General features: G+C 66.1%; 25 protein-coding genes. 11 read left to right on the top strand and 14 right to left on the bottom strand.

The features are described 5' to 3' along the window. Positions 1-23: 23 nt before the first annotated feature. From FHY06_RS22235 to FHY06_RS22220, 4 genes are all read right to left on the bottom strand, one after another. Positions 24-839: a class I SAM-dependent methyltransferase gene (locus FHY06_RS22235; protein WP_184606315.1), complete on the bottom strand. Its 816-nt coding sequence runs from the start codon at positions 837-839 to the stop codon at positions 24-26. 248 nt (positions 840-1,087) lie between these two features. Next, positions 1,088-1,906 carry an ABC transporter permease gene (locus FHY06_RS22230; protein ID WP_019656934.1) on the bottom strand — a complete coding sequence of 273 codons (819 nt, stop codon included), beginning with the start codon at positions 1,904-1,906 and terminating at the stop codon, positions 1,088-1,090. A 4-nt stretch (positions 1,907-1,910) separates the two neighbouring features. After that, positions 1,911-2,759 (bottom strand): ABC transporter permease, encoded by an 849-nt coding sequence (locus FHY06_RS22225; RefSeq protein WP_184606314.1) that lies wholly within the window; start codon positions 2,757-2,759, stop codon positions 1,911-1,913. A 109-nt stretch (positions 2,760-2,868) separates the two neighbouring features. After that, positions 2,869-3,897, bottom strand: a complete 1,029-nt coding sequence (locus tag FHY06_RS22220; RefSeq protein ID WP_019656932.1) for an ABC transporter substrate-binding protein — start codon at positions 3,895-3,897, stop codon at positions 2,869-2,871. 306 nt (positions 3,898-4,203) lie between these two features. On the opposite strand from FHY06_RS22220, the gene FHY06_RS22215 reads away from it, so the two are divergent. The 4 genes from FHY06_RS22215 to argE all read left to right on the top strand — a co-directional run bounded on the left by FHY06_RS22215 (position 4,204) and on the right by argE (position 7,553). Beyond that, on the top strand, positions 4,204-4,617 hold the full coding sequence (locus FHY06_RS22215) for a RidA family protein (RefSeq protein WP_019656931.1): 414 nt from the start codon (positions 4,204-4,206) through the stop codon (positions 4,615-4,617). A 5-nt stretch (positions 4,618-4,622) separates the two neighbouring features. Then, entirely contained in the window at positions 4,623-5,297 is a 675-nt protein-coding gene (locus tag FHY06_RS22210) for a DUF1028 domain-containing protein (RefSeq protein WP_126183240.1), read from the top strand. A 67-nt stretch (positions 5,298-5,364) separates the two neighbouring features. Beyond that, entirely contained in the window at positions 5,365-6,375 is a 1,011-nt protein-coding gene (locus FHY06_RS22205; protein WP_019656929.1) for a LysR substrate-binding domain-containing protein, read from the top strand. Further along, the gene (gene argE / locus FHY06_RS22200) at positions 6,372-7,553 is read left to right on the top strand and encodes an acetylornithine deacetylase (RefSeq protein ID WP_184606313.1); all 1,182 of its coding nucleotides are present in this window, start codon (positions 6,372-6,374) and stop codon (positions 7,551-7,553) included. Before FHY06_RS22205 ends, argE begins: the two co-directional genes overlap by 4 nt. Before the next feature lie 116 nt (positions 7,554-7,669). Here argE and FHY06_RS22195 read toward each other — a convergent pair whose 3' ends face one another. Further along, entirely contained in the window at positions 7,670-8,920 is a 1,251-nt protein-coding gene (locus FHY06_RS22195) for a flavin-containing monooxygenase (RefSeq protein ID WP_132800973.1), read from the bottom strand. A 267-nt stretch (positions 8,921-9,187) separates the two neighbouring features. Between FHY06_RS22195 and FHY06_RS22190 the strand changes: the two genes are divergently transcribed. The 5 genes from FHY06_RS22190 to FHY06_RS22170 are packed head-to-tail and all read left to right on the top strand — an operon-like array spanning position 9,188 to position 13,398. Next, on the top strand, positions 9,188-10,318 hold the full coding sequence (locus tag FHY06_RS22190; RefSeq protein WP_184606312.1) for an ABC transporter ATP-binding protein: 1,131 nt from the start codon (positions 9,188-9,190) through the stop codon (positions 10,316-10,318). Then, positions 10,315-11,325 carry an NAD(P)H-quinone oxidoreductase gene (locus FHY06_RS22185; protein ID WP_260310576.1) on the top strand — a complete coding sequence of 337 codons (1,011 nt, stop codon included), beginning with the start codon at positions 10,315-10,317 and terminating at the stop codon, positions 11,323-11,325. Before FHY06_RS22190 ends, FHY06_RS22185 begins: the two co-directional genes overlap by 4 nt. 5 nt (positions 11,326-11,330) lie before the next feature. Next, complete coding sequence (locus FHY06_RS22180; RefSeq protein ID WP_184606311.1) at positions 11,331-11,945, top strand: glutathione S-transferase; 615 nt, start codon at positions 11,331-11,333, stop codon at positions 11,943-11,945. An 11-nt stretch (positions 11,946-11,956) separates the two neighbouring features. Further along, positions 11,957-12,445: a type II 3-dehydroquinate dehydratase gene (locus FHY06_RS22175; RefSeq protein ID WP_184606310.1), complete on the top strand. Its 489-nt coding sequence runs from the start codon at positions 11,957-11,959 to the stop codon at positions 12,443-12,445. Then, positions 12,442-13,398, top strand: a complete 957-nt coding sequence (locus FHY06_RS22170) for a 2-hydroxyacid dehydrogenase (protein ID WP_409327464.1) — start codon at positions 12,442-12,444, stop codon at positions 13,396-13,398. The genes FHY06_RS22175 and FHY06_RS22170 overlap by 4 nt, the downstream gene beginning before the upstream one ends. Before the next feature lie 64 nt (positions 13,399-13,462). On the opposite strand, the gene FHY06_RS22165 is transcribed toward FHY06_RS22170, so the two are convergent. Continuing rightward, a complete protein-coding gene (locus tag FHY06_RS22165) occupies positions 13,463-14,173 on the bottom strand; it encodes a phytanoyl-CoA dioxygenase family protein (RefSeq protein WP_184606308.1) in 711 nt (236 codons plus the stop codon). Between the two features lie 310 nt (positions 14,174-14,483). On the opposite strand from FHY06_RS22165, the gene FHY06_RS22160 reads away from it, so the two are divergent. Further along, complete coding sequence (locus tag FHY06_RS22160) at positions 14,484-14,882, top strand: DarT1-associated NADAR antitoxin family protein (RefSeq protein ID WP_260310575.1); 399 nt, start codon at positions 14,484-14,486, stop codon at positions 14,880-14,882. A 41-nt stretch (positions 14,883-14,923) separates the two neighbouring features. Next, the gene (locus FHY06_RS22155) at positions 14,924-15,763 is read left to right on the top strand and encodes a haloacid dehalogenase-like hydrolase (protein ID WP_184606307.1); all 840 of its coding nucleotides are present in this window, start codon (positions 14,924-14,926) and stop codon (positions 15,761-15,763) included. A 7-nt stretch (positions 15,764-15,770) separates the two neighbouring features. Here the strand turns inward: FHY06_RS22155 and FHY06_RS22150 are convergent, their stop codons facing one another. The 8 genes from FHY06_RS22150 to FHY06_RS22115 all read right to left on the bottom strand — a co-directional run bounded on the left by FHY06_RS22150 (position 15,771) and on the right by FHY06_RS22115 (position 24,312). After that, on the bottom strand, positions 15,771-16,763 hold the full coding sequence (locus FHY06_RS22150) for a hypothetical protein (RefSeq protein ID WP_184606306.1): 993 nt from the start codon (positions 16,761-16,763) through the stop codon (positions 15,771-15,773). A 299-nt stretch (positions 16,764-17,062) separates the two neighbouring features. Beyond that, positions 17,063-17,317 (bottom strand): hypothetical protein, encoded by a 255-nt coding sequence (locus tag FHY06_RS22145; protein WP_240649949.1) that lies wholly within the window; start codon positions 17,315-17,317, stop codon positions 17,063-17,065. Between the two features lie 366 nt (positions 17,318-17,683). After that, on the bottom strand, positions 17,684-18,325 hold the full coding sequence (locus FHY06_RS22140) for a response regulator (RefSeq protein ID WP_184606305.1): 642 nt from the start codon (positions 18,323-18,325) through the stop codon (positions 17,684-17,686). Further along, positions 18,322-19,743 carry a cache domain-containing protein gene (locus FHY06_RS22135; protein WP_184606304.1) on the bottom strand — a complete coding sequence of 474 codons (1,422 nt, stop codon included), beginning with the start codon at positions 19,741-19,743 and terminating at the stop codon, positions 18,322-18,324. The genes FHY06_RS22140 and FHY06_RS22135 overlap by 4 nt, the downstream gene beginning before the upstream one ends. Positions 19,744-19,780: 37 nt before the next feature. Next, on the bottom strand, positions 19,781-21,028 hold the full coding sequence (locus tag FHY06_RS22130; RefSeq protein WP_184606303.1) for an MFS transporter: 1,248 nt from the start codon (positions 21,026-21,028) through the stop codon (positions 19,781-19,783). 123 nt (positions 21,029-21,151) lie between these two features. Continuing rightward, on the bottom strand, positions 21,152-22,090 hold the full coding sequence (locus FHY06_RS22125; RefSeq protein ID WP_126183231.1) for a DedA family protein/thiosulfate sulfurtransferase GlpE: 939 nt from the start codon (positions 22,088-22,090) through the stop codon (positions 21,152-21,154). 132 nt (positions 22,091-22,222) lie between these two features. Next, positions 22,223-23,620 carry a heavy metal sensor histidine kinase gene (locus FHY06_RS22120; protein WP_184606302.1) on the bottom strand — a complete coding sequence of 466 codons (1,398 nt, stop codon included), beginning with the start codon at positions 23,618-23,620 and terminating at the stop codon, positions 22,223-22,225. Next, on the bottom strand, positions 23,617-24,312 hold the full coding sequence (locus FHY06_RS22115) for a heavy metal response regulator transcription factor (RefSeq protein ID WP_019657824.1): 696 nt from the start codon (positions 24,310-24,312) through the stop codon (positions 23,617-23,619). The genes FHY06_RS22120 and FHY06_RS22115 overlap by 4 nt, the downstream gene beginning before the upstream one ends. Positions 24,313-24,350 lie beyond the last annotated feature (38 nt).

Below are 24,350 nucleotides of genomic sequence, written 5' to 3'. Positions count from 1 at the left end.
CCCTCGCCTCCTGCCCTGCCCGGCTACCCCGACGCCACGATCACATGCGCCTGGATCTTGCCGGCCACCGGGCCTTCGCCGTGGCGGCTGGCGATGACCTGCGCCGCCCGGTCCGTCGCCGCCTGCAGCGCGCCGGCATCGCGCGCCTCGATCTCGTTGCGCAGCGGCGTTCCCTGGCAATAGGCGGTGGCAACGTCGCGCGCCGATGGTGAGCGGCTCGTCTTCTCGCGCGTCTCGATCTCGATGCTCGTGAAGCCCGCGCGGCTCACATCGCGGCGGATCAGCGCCACGTCGTGGTAGCCGTGCGGCGTGCGCGCCAGAAAGCGCGGAGGGTCTTGCGGAAAGATCTCCGCGACGGCGCTGGTGACCTCGTCCGCAAAGGCGTTGTCCTCGATGCGGTCCCACACGGTGAACACGAAACGCCCGCCCGGCCTCAGCACGCGGCGCGCCTCGGCATAGCCGGCGGTGCGGTCGGGGAAGAACATCGCGCCGAACTGGCAGAAGACGACGTCGAACGAGGCGTCTTCGAACGGCAGCCTGAGCGCGTCGGCCTGCCGCCATTCGATGTCGATGTTGCTGCTGCCCTGACGGGTGGCGGCGTAGTCGAGCATGGGCTGGTTGAGGTCGGTCACCACGTAGCGCGTACCCGTGCCCAGCCTTGGCGCCAGGGCCCGCGTGACAACACCGCTGCCTGCGGCCGTCTCGAGCACGGCGCCGGGGGAGAAGCCTGCGACCAGCTCGGCCGTGTCGGCAGCGTAGGCCTCGAAGATCAAGGGGACCATGAGCGTGTCGTAGAGCCGGGGGATCGAGCCTGCGAAGAGCTTGTCGCTTTCGGTCATGGGATGGCTCCTTGAAATCTGGACCTGCCTGGTACCCAGGATGCCCTGGAGCGCACTGGAGCGCCCTGGAGAGCCCTTGGGTGCCCTGTTCGAGTTACCCAGCTCGCATGCGAGCCGGGCGGCCTCTACAGGCGCGCCGCCGTATCGGGCATTGGTGACGCTGTGCGATGGTGGCCCTGTTCGCAGGCCCCGTCAACGCCGCGACCTGGAGCGCTCGCGGCGGCGCCCGGCCACGTGCGCAAGGCCCCTCATCGATCTTCGATGTTCAGGATCTTGCCCAGGCCGAGGAAGTAGTTGGCCAGGGCCAGCACAGTGGCCGTGACCGCGATGTAGACCACCGACAGCGCCGCCAGCGTCGGGTCGGCGAACTCGCGAACGTAGTTGTACATGGCCACGGGCAGTGTCTGCGTGTCCTGCGTGGTCACGAACAGCGACGCCGTGAACTCGCTGAACGACATGATGGCCGCGAACAGCCAGCCGCCGAAAAGCCCTGGCGCCAGCAGCGGCACAGTCACGGTCAGCAGCACCTTGAGCGGCGAGGCGCCGAGGCTGGCCGCGGCCTGCTCCAGGCGCTCGTCCAGGTTCTCCATCGACACGTAGACGCTGCGCATCACGAAGGGCAGCACCAGCATCACGTGGCACAGGATGGCGATGCCCCAGCCGCGCTGCACCGAGGCCTGCGACACCAGGATCAGCAGGCCCAGCCCCAGCGTAAAGTGCGGCACCACCAGCGGCGAATGCAGGATGGCCAGCAGGGTCTGCTTGCCCTTGAACTCCATCCGCTTCGCCGCGATGGCCAGGCAGGTGCCGATCACCAGCGCCAGAAACGACGACCAGCCGGTGATGACCAGGCTGGCCTTGAAGCCATGCTGGAAGTCGGGATAGCTGAACACCCGCGCGAACCATTGGAGCGAGTACGACTCGGGCGGGAAGGTGAGGATGGCCTTCTCGTTGAACGCGGCGATGGTGACCACCACCACCGGCAGCAGCACGAAGCCCAGCAGGATGGCGATCAGCAGGGGGCCGGCGATGCGCAGCGGAAGCGGCAGGGCGCTCTTGATCTTCATGATGTCAGTGGCCTCCGATGGCCTTCAGCCGCCTGGTCAACTGGCCCAGGGCGAGCAGCGCGGCAGCGGTCAGCAGCAGGCCGACCACGCTCAGGCTCGCGGCCAGCGGGAAATTCATCGACGAGAAGCCGAGCTGGTAGACCAGCGTGGACACCGTCGGCACGCGGCCGCCGCCGATCATCTGCGGCGTGGCGAAGGCGCTGAAGGTCCAGGCGAAGGCCGTGGTGATGCTGGCCAGGATGCCGGGCATGGACAGCGGCAGCGTGACCGTGAGGAAGGTCTTGACCGGACCCGCGCCCAGGCTTTGCGCGGCCTTCTCGTAGTCGCGGTCGATATGGGAGATGGCCGTGGCCAGCATCAGCACCACCACCGGAATGGTCACGTGCACCAGCGCCACGAGCACGCCCAGGTGGGTGAACATGAGCTCCAGCGGCCATTCGATGAGGCCGAGATGGCGCAGCACGCCGTTGATGAAGCCGTTGCTGCCCAGCACCGCGATCCACGAGTAGGTGCGCACGATCTCGCCCAGGAACAGCGGCGTGATCGACACCACGAGGATGAACGACTTGAGCGCACGGTTGCGCACGCGCACCAGCGCATAGGCCAGCGGATAGGCGACGAGCAGCGAGAACACCGTCGTCTCCACGCTCAGCAGCAAGGTGTTGGCGAAAGCGGCGAGATAGATCGACTTGGTCAGTCCGCTGAAGTTCTCCAGCGTGAGGCCGCCCACGTCCAGCGAGCCGGGCACGAAGGCGCGGAAGCTGAACTGCAGCACGGCCAGCAGCGACACGGCGATGCCCGCCGCAACAATGACGGCCGGGGACACCAGCCAGGCCCGTAGATCGGAACGCATTCCTGCCCTTCCCAACAACAACAACTTCTTCAGATGCTCGATCGTCGCGGGGAGACCGGCGCAGCGAGGGCCGCGCCGGTCTCCCCGGCTTGCATGCTCCAGCGCGGGATCAGTTCATGATGTTCTCGGTGAACCACTTGCGCCATTCGGCGGTCTTTTCGGCGCGCAGCTTGTTGTCGATCACGATGGCCTGGGTGTCCCACTGCTCCTTGGTGGTGAACACGCCGGGCAGCTTGGCGTCCTCGGCCGAGACCTTGGCATTGGTGACGACCGGGCTGGCCTTCTTGGAAGCGACGATCTTCGACTGCACGTCGGCCGACAGCGCGATGTTCAGGAACTTGTAGGCCAGGTCGGCCTTGGTCGTGCCCTTCATGATGGCCATCGTGTCCACGCCGAGCACGGCGCCTTCCTTGGGCATCACGACCTTGATCGGCACGCCCTGGCTGGCCATGTGGTACGCGTTCATCGACAGGATCACCTCCACGGGCGTCTCGCCGGTGGCGATCAGCTGCTGGGCGTTGGCGTCGTTGGTGTAGAAGGCCTTGAAGTTGGGCTTGAGCGCCTTGAGCTTTTCCTGGCCCTTCTCCCAGGTGGCGGCGTCGCCGCCCGAGAGCATGGCCGACACCGCGATGATGTGGCTGGGGTCGAAGTCGGGCGCGCTGAGCTTGCCCTTGAGCGCCGGGTTCCACAGGTCGTTCCAGCTCTCGAGCTTGATGCTGGCGGGCACCAGGTCGGGGCGGTAGCCGATGGAGTAGACGTACGCCCAGCTGCCGATGTGGTACGGGCTGATCTTGGCGCGGTCCACCAGGTTGGCGTAGTTCGGGATCTTGGCGGTGTCGATCTGCTCGAACAGGTTGCTGTTCACATACAGCCAGCCCACGTGCGAGGTCGTGAAGGTGATGTCGCTCTCGGGCTTGGAAGCCAGCTTGGCCTTGTTCAGGCGATCGATGGTGCCGCCGGTCACGTACTTCACGGGCACGCCGGTCTGGCGGGTGAATTCCTTGCCGATGTTGTCGTCGATGAGGTCACGGAAGCTGCCGCCCCAGGTGCTCACCACGAGCGCGTTGTCCTGTGCCCAGGCGGTGGTGCCGCCCAGAGTGACGGAGAGCGCGCACAAAGTCAGAAGCTTGCGAATCATTGATTGAACCTCGATCGTAAAAGTTGAACATCTGCCGGTACTGCGATTGCGGGGCGCCCTGCAAAACCTTCGGCACGTGCAGCACCTGCATCACGGGGCCGGATCATAGGAATGGCTTACGTCGCGGCCTAATCGCCTTTTACGTAGAGGTGGCTCAAATTTTCCGAGGGCCCCGGCGCGCCCGCCGCTCGGAAATTCCTAAACGGTCGCACGGAAAAAACAAATGGCGCCAACGGCCGGCGCCGACGACCATGCCGGTCCCGGCGCCATCGGCGTCTCATGCCCCCAGCCTCCCCTGCAGCGACCATGAAGCACACCCGCATCCGTCCTTTCAACACCAAGGTCACCTACCCGGAACAGAAGCTGGACAACGACCTCTGCCAGGCCGTCGTCGCCCGCGGCCGCACCGTGTTCCTGCGCGGGCAGATCGGCCAGAACCTGGAAACCTCCGAGAGCGTGTGCATCGGCGACGTCGCCGGACAGGCCGAACAGGCCATGTCCAACATCGCCATGCTGCTGGAGGAAGCCGGCGGCGAACTGCAGGACATCTGCAAGATCACCATCTACATCATCGACCCGCGCTACCGCGAGGCCGTCTACCTCGTGGTCGGCCGCTGGCTCAAGGGCGTGTTCCCGGTGTCCACCGGCATCGTGGTCTCGGCCCTGGCCCGCCCCGAATGGCTGGTGGAGATCGACGCCACCGCCGTCATCCCCGACTGAACGCCATGACCTTCTCCATCGTTGCGCGCTGCCCCGCCACCGGCCAGTTCGGCGCGGCCGTGGCCTCCTCGTCGCCCGCCGTGGCGTCGCGCTGCGTGCGCGGCCGCCGTGGCGTGGGCGCCGCCGCCAGCCAGAACATCACCGACCCCGACCTGGGACCGATGCTGCTCGACCTGATGGCCGCCGGCAACACGCCCGCGCAGGCCGTGGCGCAGCTGCAGCAGCAGCGCCCCTTCATCGACTACCGCCAGCTCATGGCCATCGACGCGCACAACCCGCCGGTGGTGTTCACCGGGGCCAACGCACTGGGTACCCTGGCGAGCGTGGTGGGCACGCACGCGGCCTGCGCCGGCAACATGCTGCGCAACCGCGAGGTGCCGGCGGCCATGCTGGCGGCCTTCGAGAAGGCCGAGGGCGCGCTCGCCGAGCGCCTGATGCAGGCCATGCTCGCCGGCCAGGCGGCCGGCGGTGAGGAAGGCCCCGTGCATTCAGCGGGATTGCTGGTCTACGGCACGCAGAACTGGCCCGTGGTCGACCTGCGGCTGGACTGGGTGGAAGCCGACCCGGTGCAGGCGCTGTACGCCACCTGGCAGGTCTATGCGCCGCAGCAGGAGGCCTACATCACGCGGGCGATCGACCCGCGCGCGGCACCCAGCTTCGGTGTGCCGGGCAATCCCTGACGCAGGGGTGTCGCTACACTGGTGCGGTCGCTTCCGCGCCGCGCGTGGCGCGCCTTCCTGTTCCGATATGCTCAACCGCGTCTCCCTGCGCCAGATGGAGTACTTCGTCGCGACGGCCAAGTACGGCAGCATCGCCGCGGCCTCCGCGCAGATCCACATCTCCTCCCCTTCGATCTCCGCGGCCATCGCGCACATCGAGAGCGAACTCAATGTCCAGCTGTTCGTGCGCCATCCCTCCAAGGGACTGGGGCTCACCGCCATCGGCACCCTGGTGCTGAACCAGTGCCAGGACGTGCTCGAACGCTCCTCCCGCCTCTACGAGATCGCTTCCGACTCCGGCGACGTGATGCAGGGCCCGCTGCGCGTGGGCAGCTTCCAGTCGCTGACGGCCATGATCGCGCCCGAGGTCATCTTCCGCTTCGCGCGCGCCTTCGAGCGGGTCGAGATGCAGATGGTGGAGGGCGACCAGGAAGTGCTCATGAACAAGCTGCGGTCGCTGGAGATCGACGTGGCCCTGACGTATGACCTGCGCCTGGACGACGACATCGAGTTCGAGAGCCTGGCCACGCTGCCGCCCTACGTGCTGGTGAGCGAACTGCATCCGCTGGCGCAGCAGAAGGCCGTCACCTTCGAGGAGCTCGCCCCGCAGCCCTTCGTGCTGCTCGATTTGCCCATGAGCCGCGACTACTTCACCTCGCTGTTCGCCAGCGTCGGGCTGACACCCAACATCGTGGCGCGTTCGCGTTCGGAAGAGGTGGTGCGCTCCATGGCCGCCAACGGCATCGGCTATGCGCTCTTCAACGTTCGGCCCAAGTCCAACCTGTCGCTGGACGGCAAGCGCATGGTGCGCGTGCGCCTGGCCGGCAAGCACCGCCCCATGCTCCTGGGGCTGGCCACGTACAAGCCCATGAAGCAGTCGCGACTGACCCAGGCCTTCATGGACCGCTGCCGCGCCTACATCTCCGACCAGTACATCCCCGGTATGAGCGCGGCCAGCTTCTTCGATCCCCATCCCGTGGCGCCCGAGACGCAAGAAACGCCAGACTCGCGAGACGCGCCACCCGCGCAAAAACCATGACCACTGAACGCTCCACCAGCGTCTCCAGCGTCTCCCTGCTGGAGACGCTGATCGCCTTTCCCTCCGTCTCGCTGCAACCCAACGACGGGCTCATCGCCGCGGTGCAAGACATCCTCTCGGCCGCCGGCATCGCCTCCACGCGAGCGCCGGACCCCGAGGACCCGCGCCGCACCAACCTGTTCGCCTCGGTCGGACCCGAGGGCGTGCCCGGCGTGCTGCTGTCAGGCCACACCGACGTGGTGCCCGTGGAAGGGCAGCCCTGGACATCGCCGCCTTTCGAGGCAACCCACAGGGACGGCCGCATCTACGGACGCGGCGCGGCCGACATGAAGGGCTTCGTCGCCTGCGCAGTCACCGCCATGGTGGCTGCCGCCGGACGGCCGCTGAAAAGGCCGCTGCAGCTGGCGCTGTCTTTCGACGAGGAGATCGGCTGCGTCGGCGTGCGCCATCTGCTGCGCCGGCTCGAAGGCCATCTGCCGGCGCCGTACCTGTGCATCGTCGGCGAGCCCACGCTGATGCGCATCGGCACCGGCCACAAGGGCAAGGCCGCCTACCGCGCGGTCTGCTGCGGCGAGGCCGGTCATTCGGGCCTCGCGCCGCAGTTCGTCAATGCCATCCACATGGCCAGCGACCTCGTGGCCTCGGCGCGCGAAGTGCAGCGCGAGCTGGCCGAGAGCGGCCCGCGCGAAGAAGGCTACGGCGTGCCCTACTCCACCGTGCACGTCGGCACCATCCAGGGCGGCCGCGCACTCAACATCGTGCCCAGCGAATGCACGCTGAACTTCGAGATCCGCAACGTCGCGCAGGACGAGCCGGCGCAGATCCTCGAACGCATCCTGCAGAACCTGGCCGCGCGCGTGAAGCGCGAGGCCCAGCACGCCGACGCGCCGCTGCCCGAGGTCACGCTGCAGAACAGCTACCCCAGCCTGTCGACACCGGAAGACGCGCCGGCCGTCGGCCTGCTGCGCGGGCTGCTGCCCGAGGGCACGCCCACCACCAAGGTCGACTACGGCAGCGAGGGCGGCCTGTTCCAGCAGAGCTGGCAGCAGACGCCCGTGCTGGTATGCGGCCCCGGCAGCATCACGGTGGCGCACAAGGCCGACGAATACGTGGAGCTGTCGCAGCTGCAGGCCTGCGACCGCATGCTGGCCGGGCTCGTCGACTTCCTCTGCCGCTGATCGGATAGATAGAGCAGCCGGGTCGCGGGATGCCGCAGCCCATGGCGCGCATCGAATGACGAAGGCCGCCGGATCGCAGGATCCGGCGGCCTCCGCCATTCACGCACCGTGCGCGCTCAGCTCTTCTCGTAGGACATGTAGCCCTGCTGCAAAAGGATGTGGTCGGCGATGTACTTGGCGTCATGCCACACGCCGTAGATGAACGACGAGGCACGGTTCACCAGGTTCGGCAGCCCCAGGAAGTAGATGCCGCTTTCGGCCGAGATGCCGCGCTTGTGGTACGGCTCGCCGTTCTCGTGGAAGGCGTTGACCTGCAGCCAGCTGTAGTCGAACTTGAAGCCCGTGGCCCACAGCACGGTCGTGATGCCGGCCTCGCGCAGGTCCAGGCTCAGCGTGGGCTCGGTCAGGCATGCGGGGTCGGGCAGAAGCTCCCAGGCCTCGGGCTCGGGCGGGAACGGCAGGCCGTTCTGCTCGATGTACGCGTCGGCTTCGCGCAGCACGTCGAAGTAAGCCTGGTCACCCTCGGCCACGTTGCGGGCCAGGCCTTCGGCGAAGCGCATCACGCCGCCCTCGTAGGACTCGGTCAGGCCCACCAGTTCGATGCCCGCGTGGGCAAGGCGCCGGAAGTCCACCGTGCGGCCGCCCTCGTAGCCGCTCACGGCAAAGGCCACGTGCTTCTTCTTCGGCTTGATGCGGACTTCGTCCCACAGGCCGAGCGCGCCAAGCCACCAGCAATAGTCGCGGCCGCGGTATGAGCGCGGCGGACGGTAATGCTCGCCCACCGACAGGTACACCTTGCGGCCGGCCTGGCGCAGCTCTTCGGCGATCTGCGAGCCCGAAGCGCCCGCCCCGACCACCAGCACCGCGCCGTCGGCCAGCTGGCCCGGGTTCTTGTAGGCCGATGAATGCAGCTGAGCGACCGGCGCATCGGCCGGCACGATGGCGGGATAGGCCGGGATCTGGAACGGGCCGGTGGCCGCGACCACGTTCATCGCCTCGATCACGCCTTGCGAAGTGCTCACCTTGAAGCCCGGTCGGCCGACATGGCGCTCGACGCGCTGCACCTCCACGCCGGTGCGAACGGGGGCCTTCAGCATGGCTGCGTAGTCCTCGAAGTACTGCGCCATGCGTTCCTTGGGCGGAAAGGCTTCGGGCGAGATGCCCTCGAACTTCAGCCCCGGAAAGCGGTCGTGCCAGGCCGGGCCGTTGGCGACCAGCGAATCCCAGCGCTCCGAACGCCAGCGCTCCGCGATGCGATTGCGTTCAAGCACGAGGTGTGAAACACCCATGGCCGCCAGATGCTCGCTCATCGCGATACCGGCCTGGCCCGCGCCAACCACCAGGGTATTGATTTTCTCCACAGACATTTGATGTTCCTCAGGATGATCGACGGGGCTGTTTCGGCCGGGCAGGCCGGCGCTGCCACACACCGATTGGGGGCCGAGTCTGATGAAGGGCATGGCGTTTGAAAATCATGTTTTTCAGACGCAAGGCTTAGGAAAAAGCGAAGCGCGGCCGCGACGCCCGCAAGACGTTGCGCAACGCTGGAGAAAGCGCCTGTTTCGTTTTTTCCGAGGGGCCGGCTCAATATCTGCAAATGCCCGATGGCAGCCGATTGACTTATCGTTTCGGCCATGAATCCTGTCCCTCCCGAGCTCGGCCCCAATGCGGCCGATGTGGCCGTCAGCATCGAAGGCGTGGTCAAGAAGTACCACGACCAGACCGTGCTGCGCGAGGTCTCGCTGAAGATCCGGCGCGGCGAGTTCCTCACACTGCTGGGGCCTTCGGGCTGCGGCAAGACCACGCTGCTGAACCTGATCGCAGGCTTCGCCGAGGCCGACAGCGGCGAGGTCTTCATCGACGGCCGCCCCGTCACCAGCGACCCGCCGCACCTGCGCAAGATCGGCCTCGTGTTCCAGAACTACGCGCTGTTCCCGCACATGACGGTGGAGCGCAACATCGGCTACGGCCTGCGCATGCAAGGCGTGCCCAACGACGAAGCGGCAAGGCGCATTCGCGATGCCATGGCCATGGTCAAGCTCGACGGCCTCGGCCACCGCAAGCCGCGCGAACTCTCAGGCGGCCAGCAGCAGCGCGTGGCACTGGCGCGCGCGCTCGTCATCCAGCCCAAGGTGCTGCTGCTCGACGAACCCTTCTCGGCCCTCGACAAGAGCCTGCGCGGCTCCATGCAGGTGGAGATCCGCGAAATCCAGCGCCGCCTGGGCCTGACCACCGTGTTCGTCACGCACGACCAGGGCGAGGCGCTGGCCATGTCCGACCGCATCGCGGTGATGTCGGCGGGCGTGATCCGCCAGATCGCGCCGCCGGCCGAGCTCTACCAGAGCCCGCAGGACCCCTTCGTCGCGTCCTTCCTGGGCGACGTGAACATCCTGCCGGCCTACTACCACGGCAAGGGCGCGGGCGACGTGCAGCTGCGCCTGGGCTCGGGCCTCATCAGCCTGTCGCAGGACCGGCTCGTGCACGCCTCGCATGAAGGCGAGCGGCTCGACGTCTACGTGCGGCCCGAGCACCTGCGGCTGGAAAACCTGCACCCGGCCTCGGTGCTCAGCGGCACCGTGGTCAACCACGTGTTCCAGGGTGACCACATCAACACCTTCGTCGACGTCGACCTGCCGATGACGGCACGCCAGATCGTCACCGTGCGCAGCCCGGGCCTCACGGCCATGCGGCAATGGCCGGTCGGCTCTGTGGCAGGACTGGCGCTCGCACCTGAAGGCGTGAGCGTCTTCAGCCCCCAGCCATGAACGCCATGACCGAAGCGCTGCCCTCCACCATGCAGGCCATCGTGGCCCGCGAACCGGGCGACGCCAGCGTGCTCGTTCTGGCCGAGCGGCCCGTGCCGCAACCGCGCCCCGGCGAGGTGCTGCTGCGCGTGCTGGCCGGCGGCATCAACCGGCCCGACATCATGCAGCGCCAGGGCATCGCCAAGCCTGCGCCTGGCGTCACCGACGTGCTGGGGCTTGAAGTCTGCGGCGAGGTCGTCGCCTGCGGACCGGGTGTCGACCCTGCGCTGCGCGGCACGCGGCGCATGGCGCTCGTGCCCGGCGGCGGCTATGCGCCCTGGTGCGTGGCCGCGGTGGACCATTCGTTCGCAGTGCCGGCCCGCCTGTCCGACGCAGAGGCCGCGGCCCTGCCTGAAGGGCTGTTCACCGTCTGGCACAACCTCTTCGAACTGGGCCGGCTGGCCATGGGCGAGACCGTGCTGATTCACGGCGCCACGGGCGGCATCGGCTCGCTCGCGGTGCAGATGGCGCATGCGGCCGGCTGCACCGTCGTCGCGACCGCAAGCGACGAGGCCCGCTTCGCCGATCTGAAAACCATGGGCGCGGACCTCGCTATCTGCTGGCCCACCACCGACTTCGTTCAGGCCTGCCTCGACTTCACCGGCGGGCGCGGCGTGGACGTGGTGCTGGACATCGTCGGCGGCGACTATGTGCGCCGCAACCTGCAGGCCATGGCCTTCGGCGGCCGGCACGTGAGCCTGTCTTTCATGCAGGGCTCCGCCGTTACGGTCGAACTGCTTACGCTGATGCAGCGACAGCTGAGCCTGCATTCGTCCACCATGCGCCCGCAGACGCATGCCGAGAAGGCACGCATGGCGCAGGCCATCTCGCGCCACGTGCTGCCGCTGCTCGCCAGCGGACGCATCGCGCCGCGCCTGCACGCGCGGCTGCCGCTGGCCCAGGCCGCACAGGCCCATGCACTGCTGGAGAGCGGCCAGGTGTTCGGCAAACTCGTCCTGGAGCCTTGAGCATCATGCGACTGCTGTATGCCCCCACCTCGCCCTTCGTGCGCAAGGTCATGGTCTGCGCCCACCTGAGCGGCCAGGCCGAACGCATCGAGTGGCTCGACAGCGCCGCGCATCCGGTGCGCCGCGACAACCGCATCGCGGCGCACAACCCGCTGGCCAAGGTGCCGACGCTGATACTGGACGACGGCGAGTCGCTCTACGACAGCCGCGTGATCTGCGAATACATCGACAGCCTGGGCAGCGCCGGCATCTTTCCGCCGGTCGGCCCCGCGCGCTGGAAGGCGCTCACTCGACAGTCGATGGGCGACGGCCTGCTCGACGCCGCGCTGCTTGCGCGCTACGAACTCACGGCGCGGCCTACCGAAATGCAGTGGCCCGTCTGGCGCCAGGCACTGTTGACCAAGGTCATGGCCTGCCTTGACTCCATCGAGGCCATCGCGCCGGAGCTGGCAACCGCCGGCCCCACCATTGGCGAAGTCGCCATCGGATGCGGCCTGGGCTACCTCGACTTCCGTTTTCCCGAACTGGACTGGCGCGCCAGCCATCCCGCCGCAACGCGCTGGTATGCCGGGTTCGCGCAGCTGCCCGCCATGCAGGCCACCATTCCCCACGAAGCCTGAGAGCACCCACGATGAGCAACACCACCACGCTTCCTCCCCTCACGGTCTGGTTCCTCAACGGGCCCAACGCCAACCTCTATGGCCTGGACGCCAACAAGACCTACGGCAGCGACAGCTTTCCGGTGCTGCAGTCGCGCTGCGAGCAGAAGGCCGCCTCGCTGGGCGTGGACCTGCGCTTTCTGCAGAGCAACCACGAAGGCCAGCTGATCGACTGGATCCAGGAGGCGCGCGGCGTGGCCGACGGCATCGTCATCAACGCGGCCGGCCTCACCTACACATCGATCGCCATACTCGACGCACTGCTGGCCTTCCCCGGCAAGATCATCGAGGCCCACATGAGCAACATCTGGAAGCGCGAGCCCTTCCGCCACCACTCCTTCATTTCCAAGGCGGCCCATGGCGTGATCGCAGGCCTGGGCGGCGACGGCTACGAGTTCGCGATCGAGGCCGTGACCCGCCTGGTTCGCAGTGCCAGCGAACAGCAGCAGAAGAGCGCCTGAAGATGGCACAGCAGCAGCGCCTCGGCACTCTGGTCTTCTACAGCGACTTCGACGATTTCGGTGCATGGCAGAAGGCACTGCAGGCGCAACTGCCCGACCTGCAGGTGGTCCACTCCAGCGCCCTCGAGCGGCCCGAGGACGTGCACTACGCGATGGTGTGGAAGCCGCCAGAGGGCTTCTTCCAGCAGATGCCGAACCTGCGGCTCATCGTCAACCTGGGCGCCGGCGTCGACGCGCTGGTCTCGCGCAGCGACCTGCCGGCAGGCATCCCCATCACGCGCATCACCGATCCGAACATGTCTCGCATGATGGCCGGCTACGTGCTGTTCGCTGTGCTGCGCCATGCGCGCGACATTCCCCACTTCGAGCAGGCCCAACGGCGCGGCGAATGGGCCTACCGCCACCCGCGCTCGCCCGAGGAAATCACGGTGGCCGTGCTCGGCCTGGGCCACCTCGGCGCCATGGCCGCAACCGAAGTGCAGCGCCAGGGCTTCAGAACGCTGGGCTGGTCGCGCAGCCAGCGGCTGATCGAAGGCGTGGAATGCTTCTCGGGCATGGAGACGCTGGACACCGTGCTCGGCCAGGCCGACATCGTCGTGCTGATGCTGCCGCTCACGCCGCAGACCAAGGGCCTTTTCGACCGCGCGCGGCTGGAGCGCCTGCGGCCCGGTGCCGCCTTCGTGAACGTGGCCCGGGGGGCGCTGGTCGATCAGGCGACGCTGACGGCACTGCTGCAGAGCGGGCATATCGGCAGCGCGACGCTCGATGTGTTCGAGCGCGAGCCGCTGCCGGCCAATGATCCGCTGTGGGGCATGCCGCAGGTGCTGATCACGCCGCATCTGGCTTCGGTTGCGATTCCCTCCTCGTCTGCGCGGCAGATTGCGGCGAATATCTTGCGTGTGGCGGAGGGGGAAGAGCCGATGGATGTGGTTGATCCGGGGCGGGGGTATTGAGGGTTGGGGTTGAGAGGGCCGCCAGAGCGGGCGTGCCCTGTTCAACGTCGTGATGCGGAAGGGCCTAGCGCGAAGACCCGTCGAAGAAAAAGCGCGTCGTGGCCATCATCCGCACGTTCTTCGTCGAGTTGACCGATGGGGTGTGCAGCACGCGCAAGTCCATTAGGAACACATCGCCTGCGCGGCCGGACATTTCGATGATTTCGATGCCTAGCCGATGCAGGTTGCCCCTCAGGTCGCCGGGGGTCTTCAGCGCTTCGCGCAGTTGTGAGGACGTGGGCATGCCCTGCGTGTTGACGCGATGCGAGCCGGCCAGTGCCAGCGTTGCGCCGCCTCCTGGGGCTACGTCGTCGATGAGGAAGAAGGCCTGGATTCCGGGGAGCGGGCCTTTAGGGTTTGCGGCGATGTCGACGTGCCAGTTCAGGTTTTCGAGGGTCGAAGCGCCTTGGTTGGGTGGGGACAGAAGCAATTGGGTGTCTTGAATCGCTGATGGAGGGCGGCCGGCTAGACGAGTGATGCAGGCGATCAGTTCAGGCGTGGACAGCGATTCGTGCAGGCCCGGAACTTTGATCCGCGCGGATAGCTTTCCGATCTGCTGAAAGACGGGGAGCTTTTGAAGAGAGCTCGCCGAAGCTAGTCCTCCTCGTTGTGAACTCAGTAGTTTGAACTCATCGAGCACCTTCGCCCCGATGCCAGCAACCGCCTTCTTTGAATAGAAGACTTCCAGTCGCTGGTATCCGCTGTCAATGAATAAACTTTTCTGAGATTGGTTCATAGCTATTTCTGCGAAAGCAGGCCAAAGCGAACGTTAGGCCATAGAAATCAAGCGTACTGCGTTGTCACCGGCGACGAGGGCCTAGATTTGCGATCAAGCACAAGTCACCAAGCCCTCTCTCGCATGGCAGTTCAGACTGAACTCGGTCACTCAGTCCGAGCCGAGGCAGGCAGAAGTCGGCGCGAAGCGGATATTCACCGCTTTGGAAACAGGATCCTTTCCGATCCGAACCCGAGTTGCGGGTCACAAGGGAAATCGATGGCTCGTCTGAGATGAAACATCCAGTAGCATTGGCCTTGCAGGAGGCTTCATGGCAACAACAGTACAAGAGTACGTGGCCGAACGAGGCATCAATTCTTTGATGCATTTCACTCTCGTCGCCAATCTGGACTCGATCATGGCTCGCGGCTTGGTGCTGCGAGACACGCTAGTCGCCGCGGGATACGCCAACGAACTACACAAACACCCTGACTTAGCTGAGCAAGTTTTGACATACCGGGCGTTCTCAGACATTGCCTTCAACCCCGAGCACTCTATCAACTGCCAAGCCTACGCGGCAACTCTGAATGTGGCACTTCACAACCGAGGTTTGTTGACTCGTGACGTCTTAAAGGACAGGAACACCTACCTCGATCCAATTCGTACGGGCGCAGTCAGTAACGCTCACGAAAATACGTTGATGCAGAGTCGCCTGTATGGGATTCAATGATCACGGTTGAGTGATATTCAACGAGCGACACAGGAGACAGCATGAACCGGAAGAAGACCACCATGGCCATTGCTTACGACTTCGATGGCACCTTGGCGCCAGGCAACATGCAGGAGCACCAATTCCTGCCCGACATCGGTATGACGCCCACTGCGTTCTGGAGAGAGGTGCACGAGACGGCCAAGCAATGCCAAGCTGACGAAGTGCTGGTTTATATGAATCTCATGTTACGCAAAGCTAGTGCGCATAACGTGCCGGTAAGGCGAGACGACTTCAAGAGCCGCGGTAAGTCGATTAAGCTGTTCGAGGGAGTGATCGACTGGTTTACGCGAATCAGCACCTATGCCAAGTCGAAAGGTGTGGACGTCAAGCACTATCTCATATCGTCCGGCAACGCGGAGATTTTTGCCGGCACGCCGATTGCAAAGCGCTTTGAGGCAGTGTTTGCTTCCAAATACCTCTTCGACGCGAATGGCGTCGCACAATGGCCCGCGTTGGCGATCAACTACACGACGAAAACGCAGTATCTGTTTCGCATCAACAAGGGTGTCACGGATATCAGCGACAACGCCGCAGTCAACAAGTTCATCCCCAAAGCCGAGCGCGCGGTGCCGTTCGAGAACATCGTCTTTATCGGCGATGGCGCGACCGATATACCCTGCTTTCGGCTGGTGAAGGAACAAGGCGGCCTATCTGTCGCGGTTTATACGCCGAACAAACATGGCGGAAAAACGAAGGCCGCGAAGTACTTGGACGACGGCCGGGTTCATTCTGTCGTGGCTGCGAACTATACCGATGGCTCGGCTCTCGACAAGATTATCAAAGCCCGGATCGATGAAGTCGCCGCGCGGTATGCCCTACTGAGTCTTATGAGACCGTAACTGTGCTTCAAAAGGGAATGTCGTCGTCGATGTCGTCGAAAGGGCTCTTCGGATTCGTGATTGCGGCCTCCGGCAACGGCAGCTGGTTCACGATATGTAGGTTCAGAATGTCCTCACGGTCCATGAACAGAATTTGGCTCCGCTTCGACTGATCAAGCTTACCGCCAAGCCAGTTACGGGCGGCTTTGGTGATTTCGCCGCCGGCCACAATGAGCGCATGATCGACGAGCACCCTCCTGCTGGTTTCTGGATCGAATATCTCGTGCCCCAGCATCATTAGCGCCTGATTGTGAATCTCGGCAATGTTCGCATTGGAACCGGTGGTCATGCCAGCGGCGTCGAGCTTGCCCTTCTTCGCTTGCAGTCCAAAATACAGCACGTGCTGTGTCGGCAGCACGAATCTCATCCACACGTCCTTGCCATATTCAAGAGCCTTGTCTTTGTGACCGGCTGAAGTAATGCGACGGAAGTTGAGCTGCCGGAAGAGCGGAAGCAGCACTTCATTGATGAGGTCGTCCTCTGAGCAGACGTTGAGGTACGCGCCTAGCTGATCACGGCGCTTCAACTCCTCCGGCGTAAACGGGCGGTGCGGGTTATTTTCAAGCGCGGAAATTGTTTTCGTACCGACGTGCCGAACGTACAGCAGGTCGTCCTCACCGTAGAAACCCTCAAAACCCTCGCGGCCCAACGGCTGGTTAATGAGCAATAGCGCCTTGACCCTGCCTGGGTCGTCATCCTCGGCGTCAGACTTGTGCATCAGGACGCGGAGAAGGTTCATAAAGCGATCTGGCAACACATGCGGGGCAGCCTGCGGCTCGGCAAGAAGCTCGGCGAGGCGCTCAGATGTCCAATACCACCGAGTCGAGCCGTCATGGACGAAGTCGAGATCGCACTCTTCGAAGAACTGGGTGATGCGGGAGCTGGTCCTGTATGGAAAGTGATTTGCGTCACCAATGACGCAGTCGGCCAGGGCTCTAAGATTTCGAGGCTTGAACTTCATGCGCTGATTGGCAGTTGATCGCTTAAATCCATTGGCCTGCTTCTTCGTGAGCGTTGATCGCTGCCTCCATGTACAGACGTTAGCAATGCAATCGAAGAAGAGAAGTTGAGGAATCTTAATTGCTTCCCTGTACGACATCGCTAGAGATGCCGATCTCCGAATGGCCAGTGTATGGCTGATACCCGGCATATACACTTCAACGCAACGATCTCTTACGCTGCAAAGCGGAAACCCGCGAGGGGAATCGAACAGCCATAGGGAGAGCCAAGCCGCCTTCGGAGACTTGGCGCCCAAGCCCCTTACCCAGCCGGACTAATCTCCTGATAAAGCGCCACCGCCTCCCGCGCCAAATCCGAAGCAATCCAAAGCAGATTCTCCCGATGCGCCTCCCCCGCATCCTGGAACCATCCGTCGCCGGCGCCGTAGAAGCACCAGAGCAGCGAGTTCAGCTGCTCCAGCTTGTTCTCCAGAAGACCGGCCGGGTCCCGTGTCGTGGTGGTCGTCGCGTCCGCGGATGCCGGCTTTGCTGCGCCGGCCATAATTCGTTTAGCCATTTGGTGTGCTCCTTGTCAAAGTTGTGCACGTCATGTGGTTAGACGGCTGAGGTGTTCGCGCACCTTGGCCGTCGCCTTTTGCGCCTCACGTTCGCGTCGATGCAGTCGCACCAACAGCCCGCCGCAAGGCAATGCGGTTTCACTCAAGAGAAGTCTTCGTGTGCTCTGCCCTCCATGCCCACTTGGTGGGTCGTTCAACCACAGGGGCATTCACTGTATAGAAGACCAGGCTGCGCAGAAGTGACTTTCTGCCCAGAACCTGCCGATTCCTTCGCTTGATCGCGAGGCGACGGCGCCAGTCCACAAAGCGCTGACAGTCGCGGGGTCGATCAGCGAAAAAGAGGCTGCAGAAGCGGCTGCGTCTACTCAGGAATCGCGCCGGAATTCGCGCGCATGTTCCACCGCGTACTTGATGAGCTCGGCCTGCCCCTCGATGCCCAGGCGGCGCTTGATGCTCTGCCGGTGCGCCTCCACCGTGCGCACGCTCAGGCCCAGGTCGCGCGCGATCTGCTTGCTTGATTCGCCTCGGCCCAGCGCCGAAAGAATCTCGCTCTCGCGCGGGGTGAGCAAGGGCCTGGGCTCCTGCGTGCGGAAGAGTTTTTTCGACACGGCGGGGCTCAGGAATGTGCCGCCGGCCGACACGGCCTCGATGGCCGCGACGATCTCGGCCGCGGGCGCGTCTTTCAGCACGTAGCCGCGCGCGCCCACCTGCAGGGCCTTCTGCACGTACTCCGGGTTGTCGTACATGCTGAGCATGACGATGTGCGTCGCGCTCTGGCGCTGCAGCAGCACCTGCGCGAGCTCGATGCCGTTCATGTCCTTCATGCCGACGTCCATCAGCATGAGGTCGGGCCGCACGCTGTCGACCAGCTCCAGTGCTTCGGCGGCGCTGCCGGCCTCGCCGACGATCTCCAGGTTGGGCATGGAGCCGAGCCGCGCGCGCAGGCCGTCGCGCACCAGCGGGTGGTCGTCGACAAGAAAGAGCCGGATGGTCTTGGCGGTGGTCATGCTTTGGCGCCTGCCGTGGGTGCGTGGGCCTGCTGTTTCTGTTCGGCCGCTGCGGCCCTCGCGCTGCGGGCGGGCACCTCGGCCTCGATGGAGGTGCGCCCGGCGTTGCTGCACATGGTGAGGCGCCCGCCGATGGCTTCCATGCGCTCGCGCATGTTGCGCAGACCGATGCCGCGCCGGGGGTCGAGCTGCACGGCCTGGATGTCGAAGCCGGTGCCGTCGTCGCTCACTTCGAGCCGCACGCCATCTTCTTCGTCGAAGTTCAGCGCAATGTGCACGTGCTGCGCGTTGGCGTGCTTGCGCACGTTGGTCAGCGCCTCCTGCGTGAGGCGGAAGAGCGCGGTCTTCACCTCGGGCTGCAGCTCGAAGGATTCGCCGCCGATCATGATCGAGGCATCGACGCCGCCGCCCTCTTCCCTAAACTCGTCGACCAGCCGCTCCAGCGCGGCGGGCAGGCCCAGGGTGTCGAGCAATGCGGGGCGCAGCCGGTGCGAGATGCGGCGCACTTCTATCAGCGAATCGTTGAGCCGCTGCAGCGCCTTCACCAGCGCGGGCGGCGTGGGCTGCTGCTGGCGGTCGAGCGATTCGACGGCCGATTCGATCAGCAGCTTGGCCGACACCAGCGTCTGGCTGGTGCCGTCGTGCAGCTCGCGCGCGAGGTGGCCGCGCTCTTCTTCCTGCGACTGCACCACGCGGCGCGCGAGCAGGCGCAGCTTGGCTTCGGCCGTGCGATGTTCGCTGAGGTTGAGCAGCAGGCCCGCGGCGCTGACCACGCCGAGGCACAGCGCGGCGATGCCCGCTATCCACAGCAGCGTGGCGGTGACGTTGGCGTTCACCTGCCGGTCGAGGGTGTCCATGGTCGACTGGATGTCGTCGAGGTACAGGCCGGTGCCGACCATCCAGTTCCATCGGGGCAGCGCGGTCACGTAGCCGAGCTTGGGCGCCAGCTGGGCGCTCGAGGGCTTGCGCCATTCGTACTCGACGTAGCCGCCGCCGTTCTCCTTCGCGCCCTTGATGAGTTCCTGGATGGTGTAGCGGCCGTGCGAGTCGCGCAGCTCCCAGAGGTTCTGCCCCACCAGCTCGGGCTGGCGCGAGTGCATGAGGGACTTGCCCTCCAGGTCGTACACGAAGAAGTAGCCGTCGTCGCCGTAGTTGAGCGCGGCCAGCCGGCGCAGTGCCTCGGCACGGGTGGCCTCGTCGTCCTGGCCCGATTCGTACAGCGGCAGCAGGTTGCTCACGGCCAGGTCCACGTAGCTGCGCAGCTCGCTGCGGCGCTGGGCCATGTAGCTGTTCTCGATGAGGGCGCGCTCGCGCTGGGCGAGGTCGTTCTCCTGGTGGCGCACCGCAAGGGCCACCAGCACCAGCGCCACGAGCAGCGGTGCGACGGCGAGCGCAACGATCTTGGTGCGGAGGTTCATCGGGTGGCAAGGCTACCACCCTGGCCGCGGGCCCCGGCTAGCCGCCGACCGCCGCGGGGGCCGCGCTTCGCCTGAATTCCGTCGCGTAGTACAGCAGCGCCACCAGCACATAACCGCCACCCAGCAGGCACAGCCCGCTCCACCCGTGGAAGGCATACACCGCAGCCGCGATACCCGAGGCCACGGCCGCGCAGATGAAGATGAAGGTCATGAACAGGCCGTTGAGCCGGCCGCGCAGCTCGGGGGCGAGCATGAAGAGGCTGCGAAAGTTGAGCACCTGGCACAGCTGCACCGCGCCGTCGAGCAGGATGCCCGCCGCGACCAGGCCGGCCAGCGAGCGGTAGTGCATGGCCACCGCGCCCAGCACGAAGGAGAACAGCGCCACCGCAATGGCGACGCCGGTGGCCGGCCGGGTCAGCCCGCGGTCGGCCAGCCGGCCGGCGATGGGCGCCATCAGCGCACCGGCGGCACCGGCCAGCGCAAAGGCCGCGATGCCGCCCTGGCCCATGCCGAACTCATGCGCCAGCGCCAGCGGCACGGCCGTCCAGAAGGCCTGGAAGCCCGAGAACATCATTCCCTGGTACAGCCCGCGCCGGCGCAGCACGGGCGTGGTCCACACGATGCCCGGCAGCGAGGCCATGGTGCGCGCATAGCCCATCGACGCATGCGGGTGGCGCTGCGGCAGCGCGCGCCACAGCACGGCGATGAGCGTGGCCATGAGCACGGCCGACACCCAGAACACCGCGCGCCAGCCCAGCGCCGAGGCCACCATGCTGGCGAAGGGCCGCGCCAGCATGATCCCGCCCAGCAGGCCGGCCATGATGTTGCCGACCACCTTGCCCCGCGTGGCCTCGGGCGCGAGGTGCGAGGCGAAGGGCAGCAGCACCTGGGCCGCGACCGCACAGGTGCCGACCACGAAGGAAGCGGCCAGGAAGGTGACGGCCGAGTTCGACAGCGCGATGCCCACCAGCCCGATCACCGCGCCGAAGAGCGCACCGACGATGAGCCTGCGGTTCTCGACCACGTCGGCCAGCGGCACCAGCAGCAGCAGGCCCGCGCCGTAGCCGAGCTGGGTGAGCGTCATGATGAGCCCGGCCAGTCCGGCGTGCAGCTGCAGCGTGTCGGAGATGGGGCCGATGAGCGGCTGGGCGTAGTAGATGTTGGCTACGCACAGGCCGCAGGCGACGGCGAAGACCAGCGTGAGGGCCGGGCTGAGGCCCGAGGCTGCGGATTGGGCGGAATGGCCGGGGTGGGCGGCGCGTGGCGCGGAGGAAGGAGAGGACACGGAGGGATCCCGGTTGCGAGAGGTCTGCCCTCGGGTTAACCCGAGGGCCGGGCACCATAGCACGCGGGGCAGGTTTCTGCAGGCGTGGGCCTTGTGCAGGCCCTCGGAACGATGTCGCCGCCTTCAGTCGAGCGTGGTCGGCCGGCCCGAGGCCACCCAGGCATCGAGCCCACCGGTCAGCGGCAGGGCCCGGCGCGCACCGCGCGCCAGCAGCACGCGCGCGGCCTGCGCGGCCGACACCTCGTTGGGGCAGTTGCAGTACAGCACCACGTCGCGCCCCGCCGCGTGCGACAGGTCGAGGCTGCGCTGCTGCAGCGCCTTGAGCGTGTACGACTGCGCGCCCGGAATGCGGCGCGGATCGACCTGCACGCCGGCCTTGCCGCGCACGTCGATCACCAGCGGGGGCTCTTCGCCGCTGAGCAGTTCGTGCAGCTCTTCCACCGAGATGCGGGGCATGCCCGTGAGCCGCATGAAGGCGCGACGGCGCCAGTAGCGCACCGCCAGGATCACCAGCAGCACCACGCCCAGCGCGGCGGTGGCCACGCCGCCGGCCTGCGCCATGATGGCCAGCACCTCCTGGATCTGGTTGCGGAACACCCAGCCCAGCCCGAGGAAGAGCCCGGTCCACACCAGCGCCGCGCCCACGTCGAAGCCGATGAAACGCCGCACCGACATGCCCAGCGCCCCGGCCATCGGCGGCGCCACCACCGACACGCCCGGCACGAACTTGGCGGCCACCAGCGAGAGGCCACCCCAGTCGGAAATGAGCGATTCACCGCGCCGCACGCAGGAGTCGGGCGAAAGGGAGATGCGGCACAGCAGGCGCATGAAGCGGTAGCCGAAGCGCCGCCCGGCATAGAACCAAGCCCCGTCGCCCAGCAGGTTGGCGATGACGGCCGCCACCACGACGCCGGCCACGGAGACATCGCCCGCAGCGAGCAGCGCGCCAGTGAGCACCAGCACCGCCGCGGCCGGCACCGGCAGACCGAGCCGCGCGGCGAAGCTGGCGGCAAAAACCACCAGGATCGCGTTCTGCACGAGCAGGGACATCAGCTGTGCCATGGCTGCCCCTGTCTTGGCCCGGATGCGGGCGGAAATTGCGGTGATTGCGTGCTGTTCATGCCGGCAGCGATTCTCCGGCATGGCCCAAGAACGTACCGGGCACAGGCCATTGCCTGGCGCCTTCAGCCATCGTCAGCCGGCCGTTTTCTCGGGGGAGCGCGATACGCTGAAGCCGAAGGTATTCCAACCCTCTTCGCTCGACGCGGAGACCTGCCCTCCATGCATGCTCGCCACCGCCTTCACGATGGCAAGCCCCAGCCCATGGCCATGGTGCTCGCCGCCGTCGTTGCGGGCCTCGTCGACGCGATAGAACCGGTCGAACAGGTGCTGCAGGTGCTGTGCGTCGATGGGCTCGCCGGGGTTCGACACGGTGATCCAGGTGGCAGCAGCCTCCTCGCGCAGCCTCACGGCGATCTGCGCGCCGGGCTGCGAATGCTCGATGGCGTTCTGCAGCAGGTTCGACATCGCGCGACGGAAGAGCGCGCTCTCCAGCCGGGCCTCGGCCTGCACGTCGCCCTCGATGACGACCTGGGCGCGCGTCTCGTCGAGCACGAACTCGAAGAACTCGATGGTCTTGCGCACCTCCAGCGCCACGGGCGTGAGCACCAGCCCGGTCGCCACCTCGCCGCGGTCGGCGCGCGCGAGGAAGAGCATGTCGTTGACGATGGAGCGCACCCGCTCCAGGTCTTCGAGGTTGGCCTGCAGCACCTCCTGGAACTCGACCGCGCTGCGCTGGCGCGACAGCGCCACCTGCGTGCTGCCGATGAGGTTGGCCAGCGGCGTGCGCAGCTCGTGCGCCACGTCGGCGTTGAAGGCTTCGAGCTGGCCGTAGGCCTCCTCCAGCCGGCTCAGCGCGCCGTTGAACGCTTCGGCCAGCGCCGAGAGTTCGACCGGCAGCCGCTCCACCTGCAGCCGCTGCGACAGCGTCTTGGGCCGCAGCGCCTGTGCCTCCCTCGACAGCCGCTCAAGCGGCCGCAGCCCCAGCTGCGCGATCCAGTAGCCCGCCGCGGCCACCACCAGCACCGCGCACAGCCCAAGCCCGACCAGCGCAGTCAAAAAGTTCTGGCGCGTGCGCGCATAGGGCTCGGTGTTGCGCCCGACGATGAGCCGCACGGCCGGACGCTGCTCGAAGGGGTCGATGTGCACCGACAGGGTACGGAAGGGCCGCTCCTGCCCCGGCAGCTCGATCACGCTGGTGTGGCCGTCGGCCTGGCGCGTGAGGCCGTCGATCTCGGCCAGGCCCTTGCCGTACTGGAAGCGCGGGTCGTCGCTGAGCACCCAGAAGCGCACGCTGCCGTCCTCTGGCGTGAGCGCGTCCATGCGTGCCTGCACGCGCGGCCAGCGCTCGGGGCGGCCGATGGCCTTGATCCAGAACTGCAGGCTCTTGAGGGTGGTGTCGAGCTCCTCGTACTGATGCCGCTCCAGCTCGCGCGCCAGCACGCTGTGCAGCGCGAAGCCGGCCAGCGCGAAGGTCGCGAGCGCCACCGCCGCGAACATCAGCACCAGCCGCGCGGTGATGGAGCGCTTCACGGGGCCGCGCCCTCCCCTGCTCCCTCACGCAGCTCCATCACGTAGCCCATGCCCCGGATGGTGTGCAGCAGCTTCGGGCTGAAGGGCGCGTCGATCTTGTCGCGCAGCCGCTTGATGGCCACCTCGACCACGTTGGTGTTGCTGTCGAAGTTCATGTCCCACACCAGTTCGGCGATGGCGGTCTTCGAGAGGATCTCGCCCTGGCGGCGCGCCAGCACGGCCAGCAGCGCGAACTCCTTGGCGGTGAGGTCGATGCGGGTGCTGCCCCTGAAGGCTTTTCGCGCCAGCAGGTCGATCTGCAGGTCGGCGATGCGCAGCTGCATCGGCTCCTGCTTGCGGCCGCGGCGGTTGAGCGCCTGCAGCCGCGCCAGCAGCTCGAGAAAGGAGAAGGGCTTGACGAGGTAGTCGTCTGCCCCTTCGTGCAGGCCCTTGATGCGGTCTTCGACGCGGTCGCGCGCGGTGAGCATGATGACAGGCGTCTGCTTCACGGCACGCAGCGCGCGCAGCACCGAGAAGCCGTCCTGCCCCGGCAGCATCACGTCGAGCACGATCACGTCGTACTCGTGCGTGAGCGCGAGATGCTGGCCGTCGATGCCGTTGTGTGCCATGTCGACGGTGCAGCCCTGCTCGGTCAGCCCCTTGGAGAGGTAGTCCGCGGTTCTCAGTTCGTCTTCGACTATCAGGATCTTCATGGCGCTTTCTGCCCTCTTGTCTTTGTCTCCACCCCCGC

This window comes from Variovorax atrisoli, from assembly GCF_014195185.1.
Taxonomy (GTDB): domain Bacteria; phylum Pseudomonadota; class Gammaproteobacteria; order Burkholderiales; family Burkholderiaceae_C; genus Variovorax; species Variovorax atrisoli.
The sequence above is the reverse complement of the archived record's forward strand: the minus strand, read 5'-3'. Positions and strand labels throughout refer to the sequence as shown.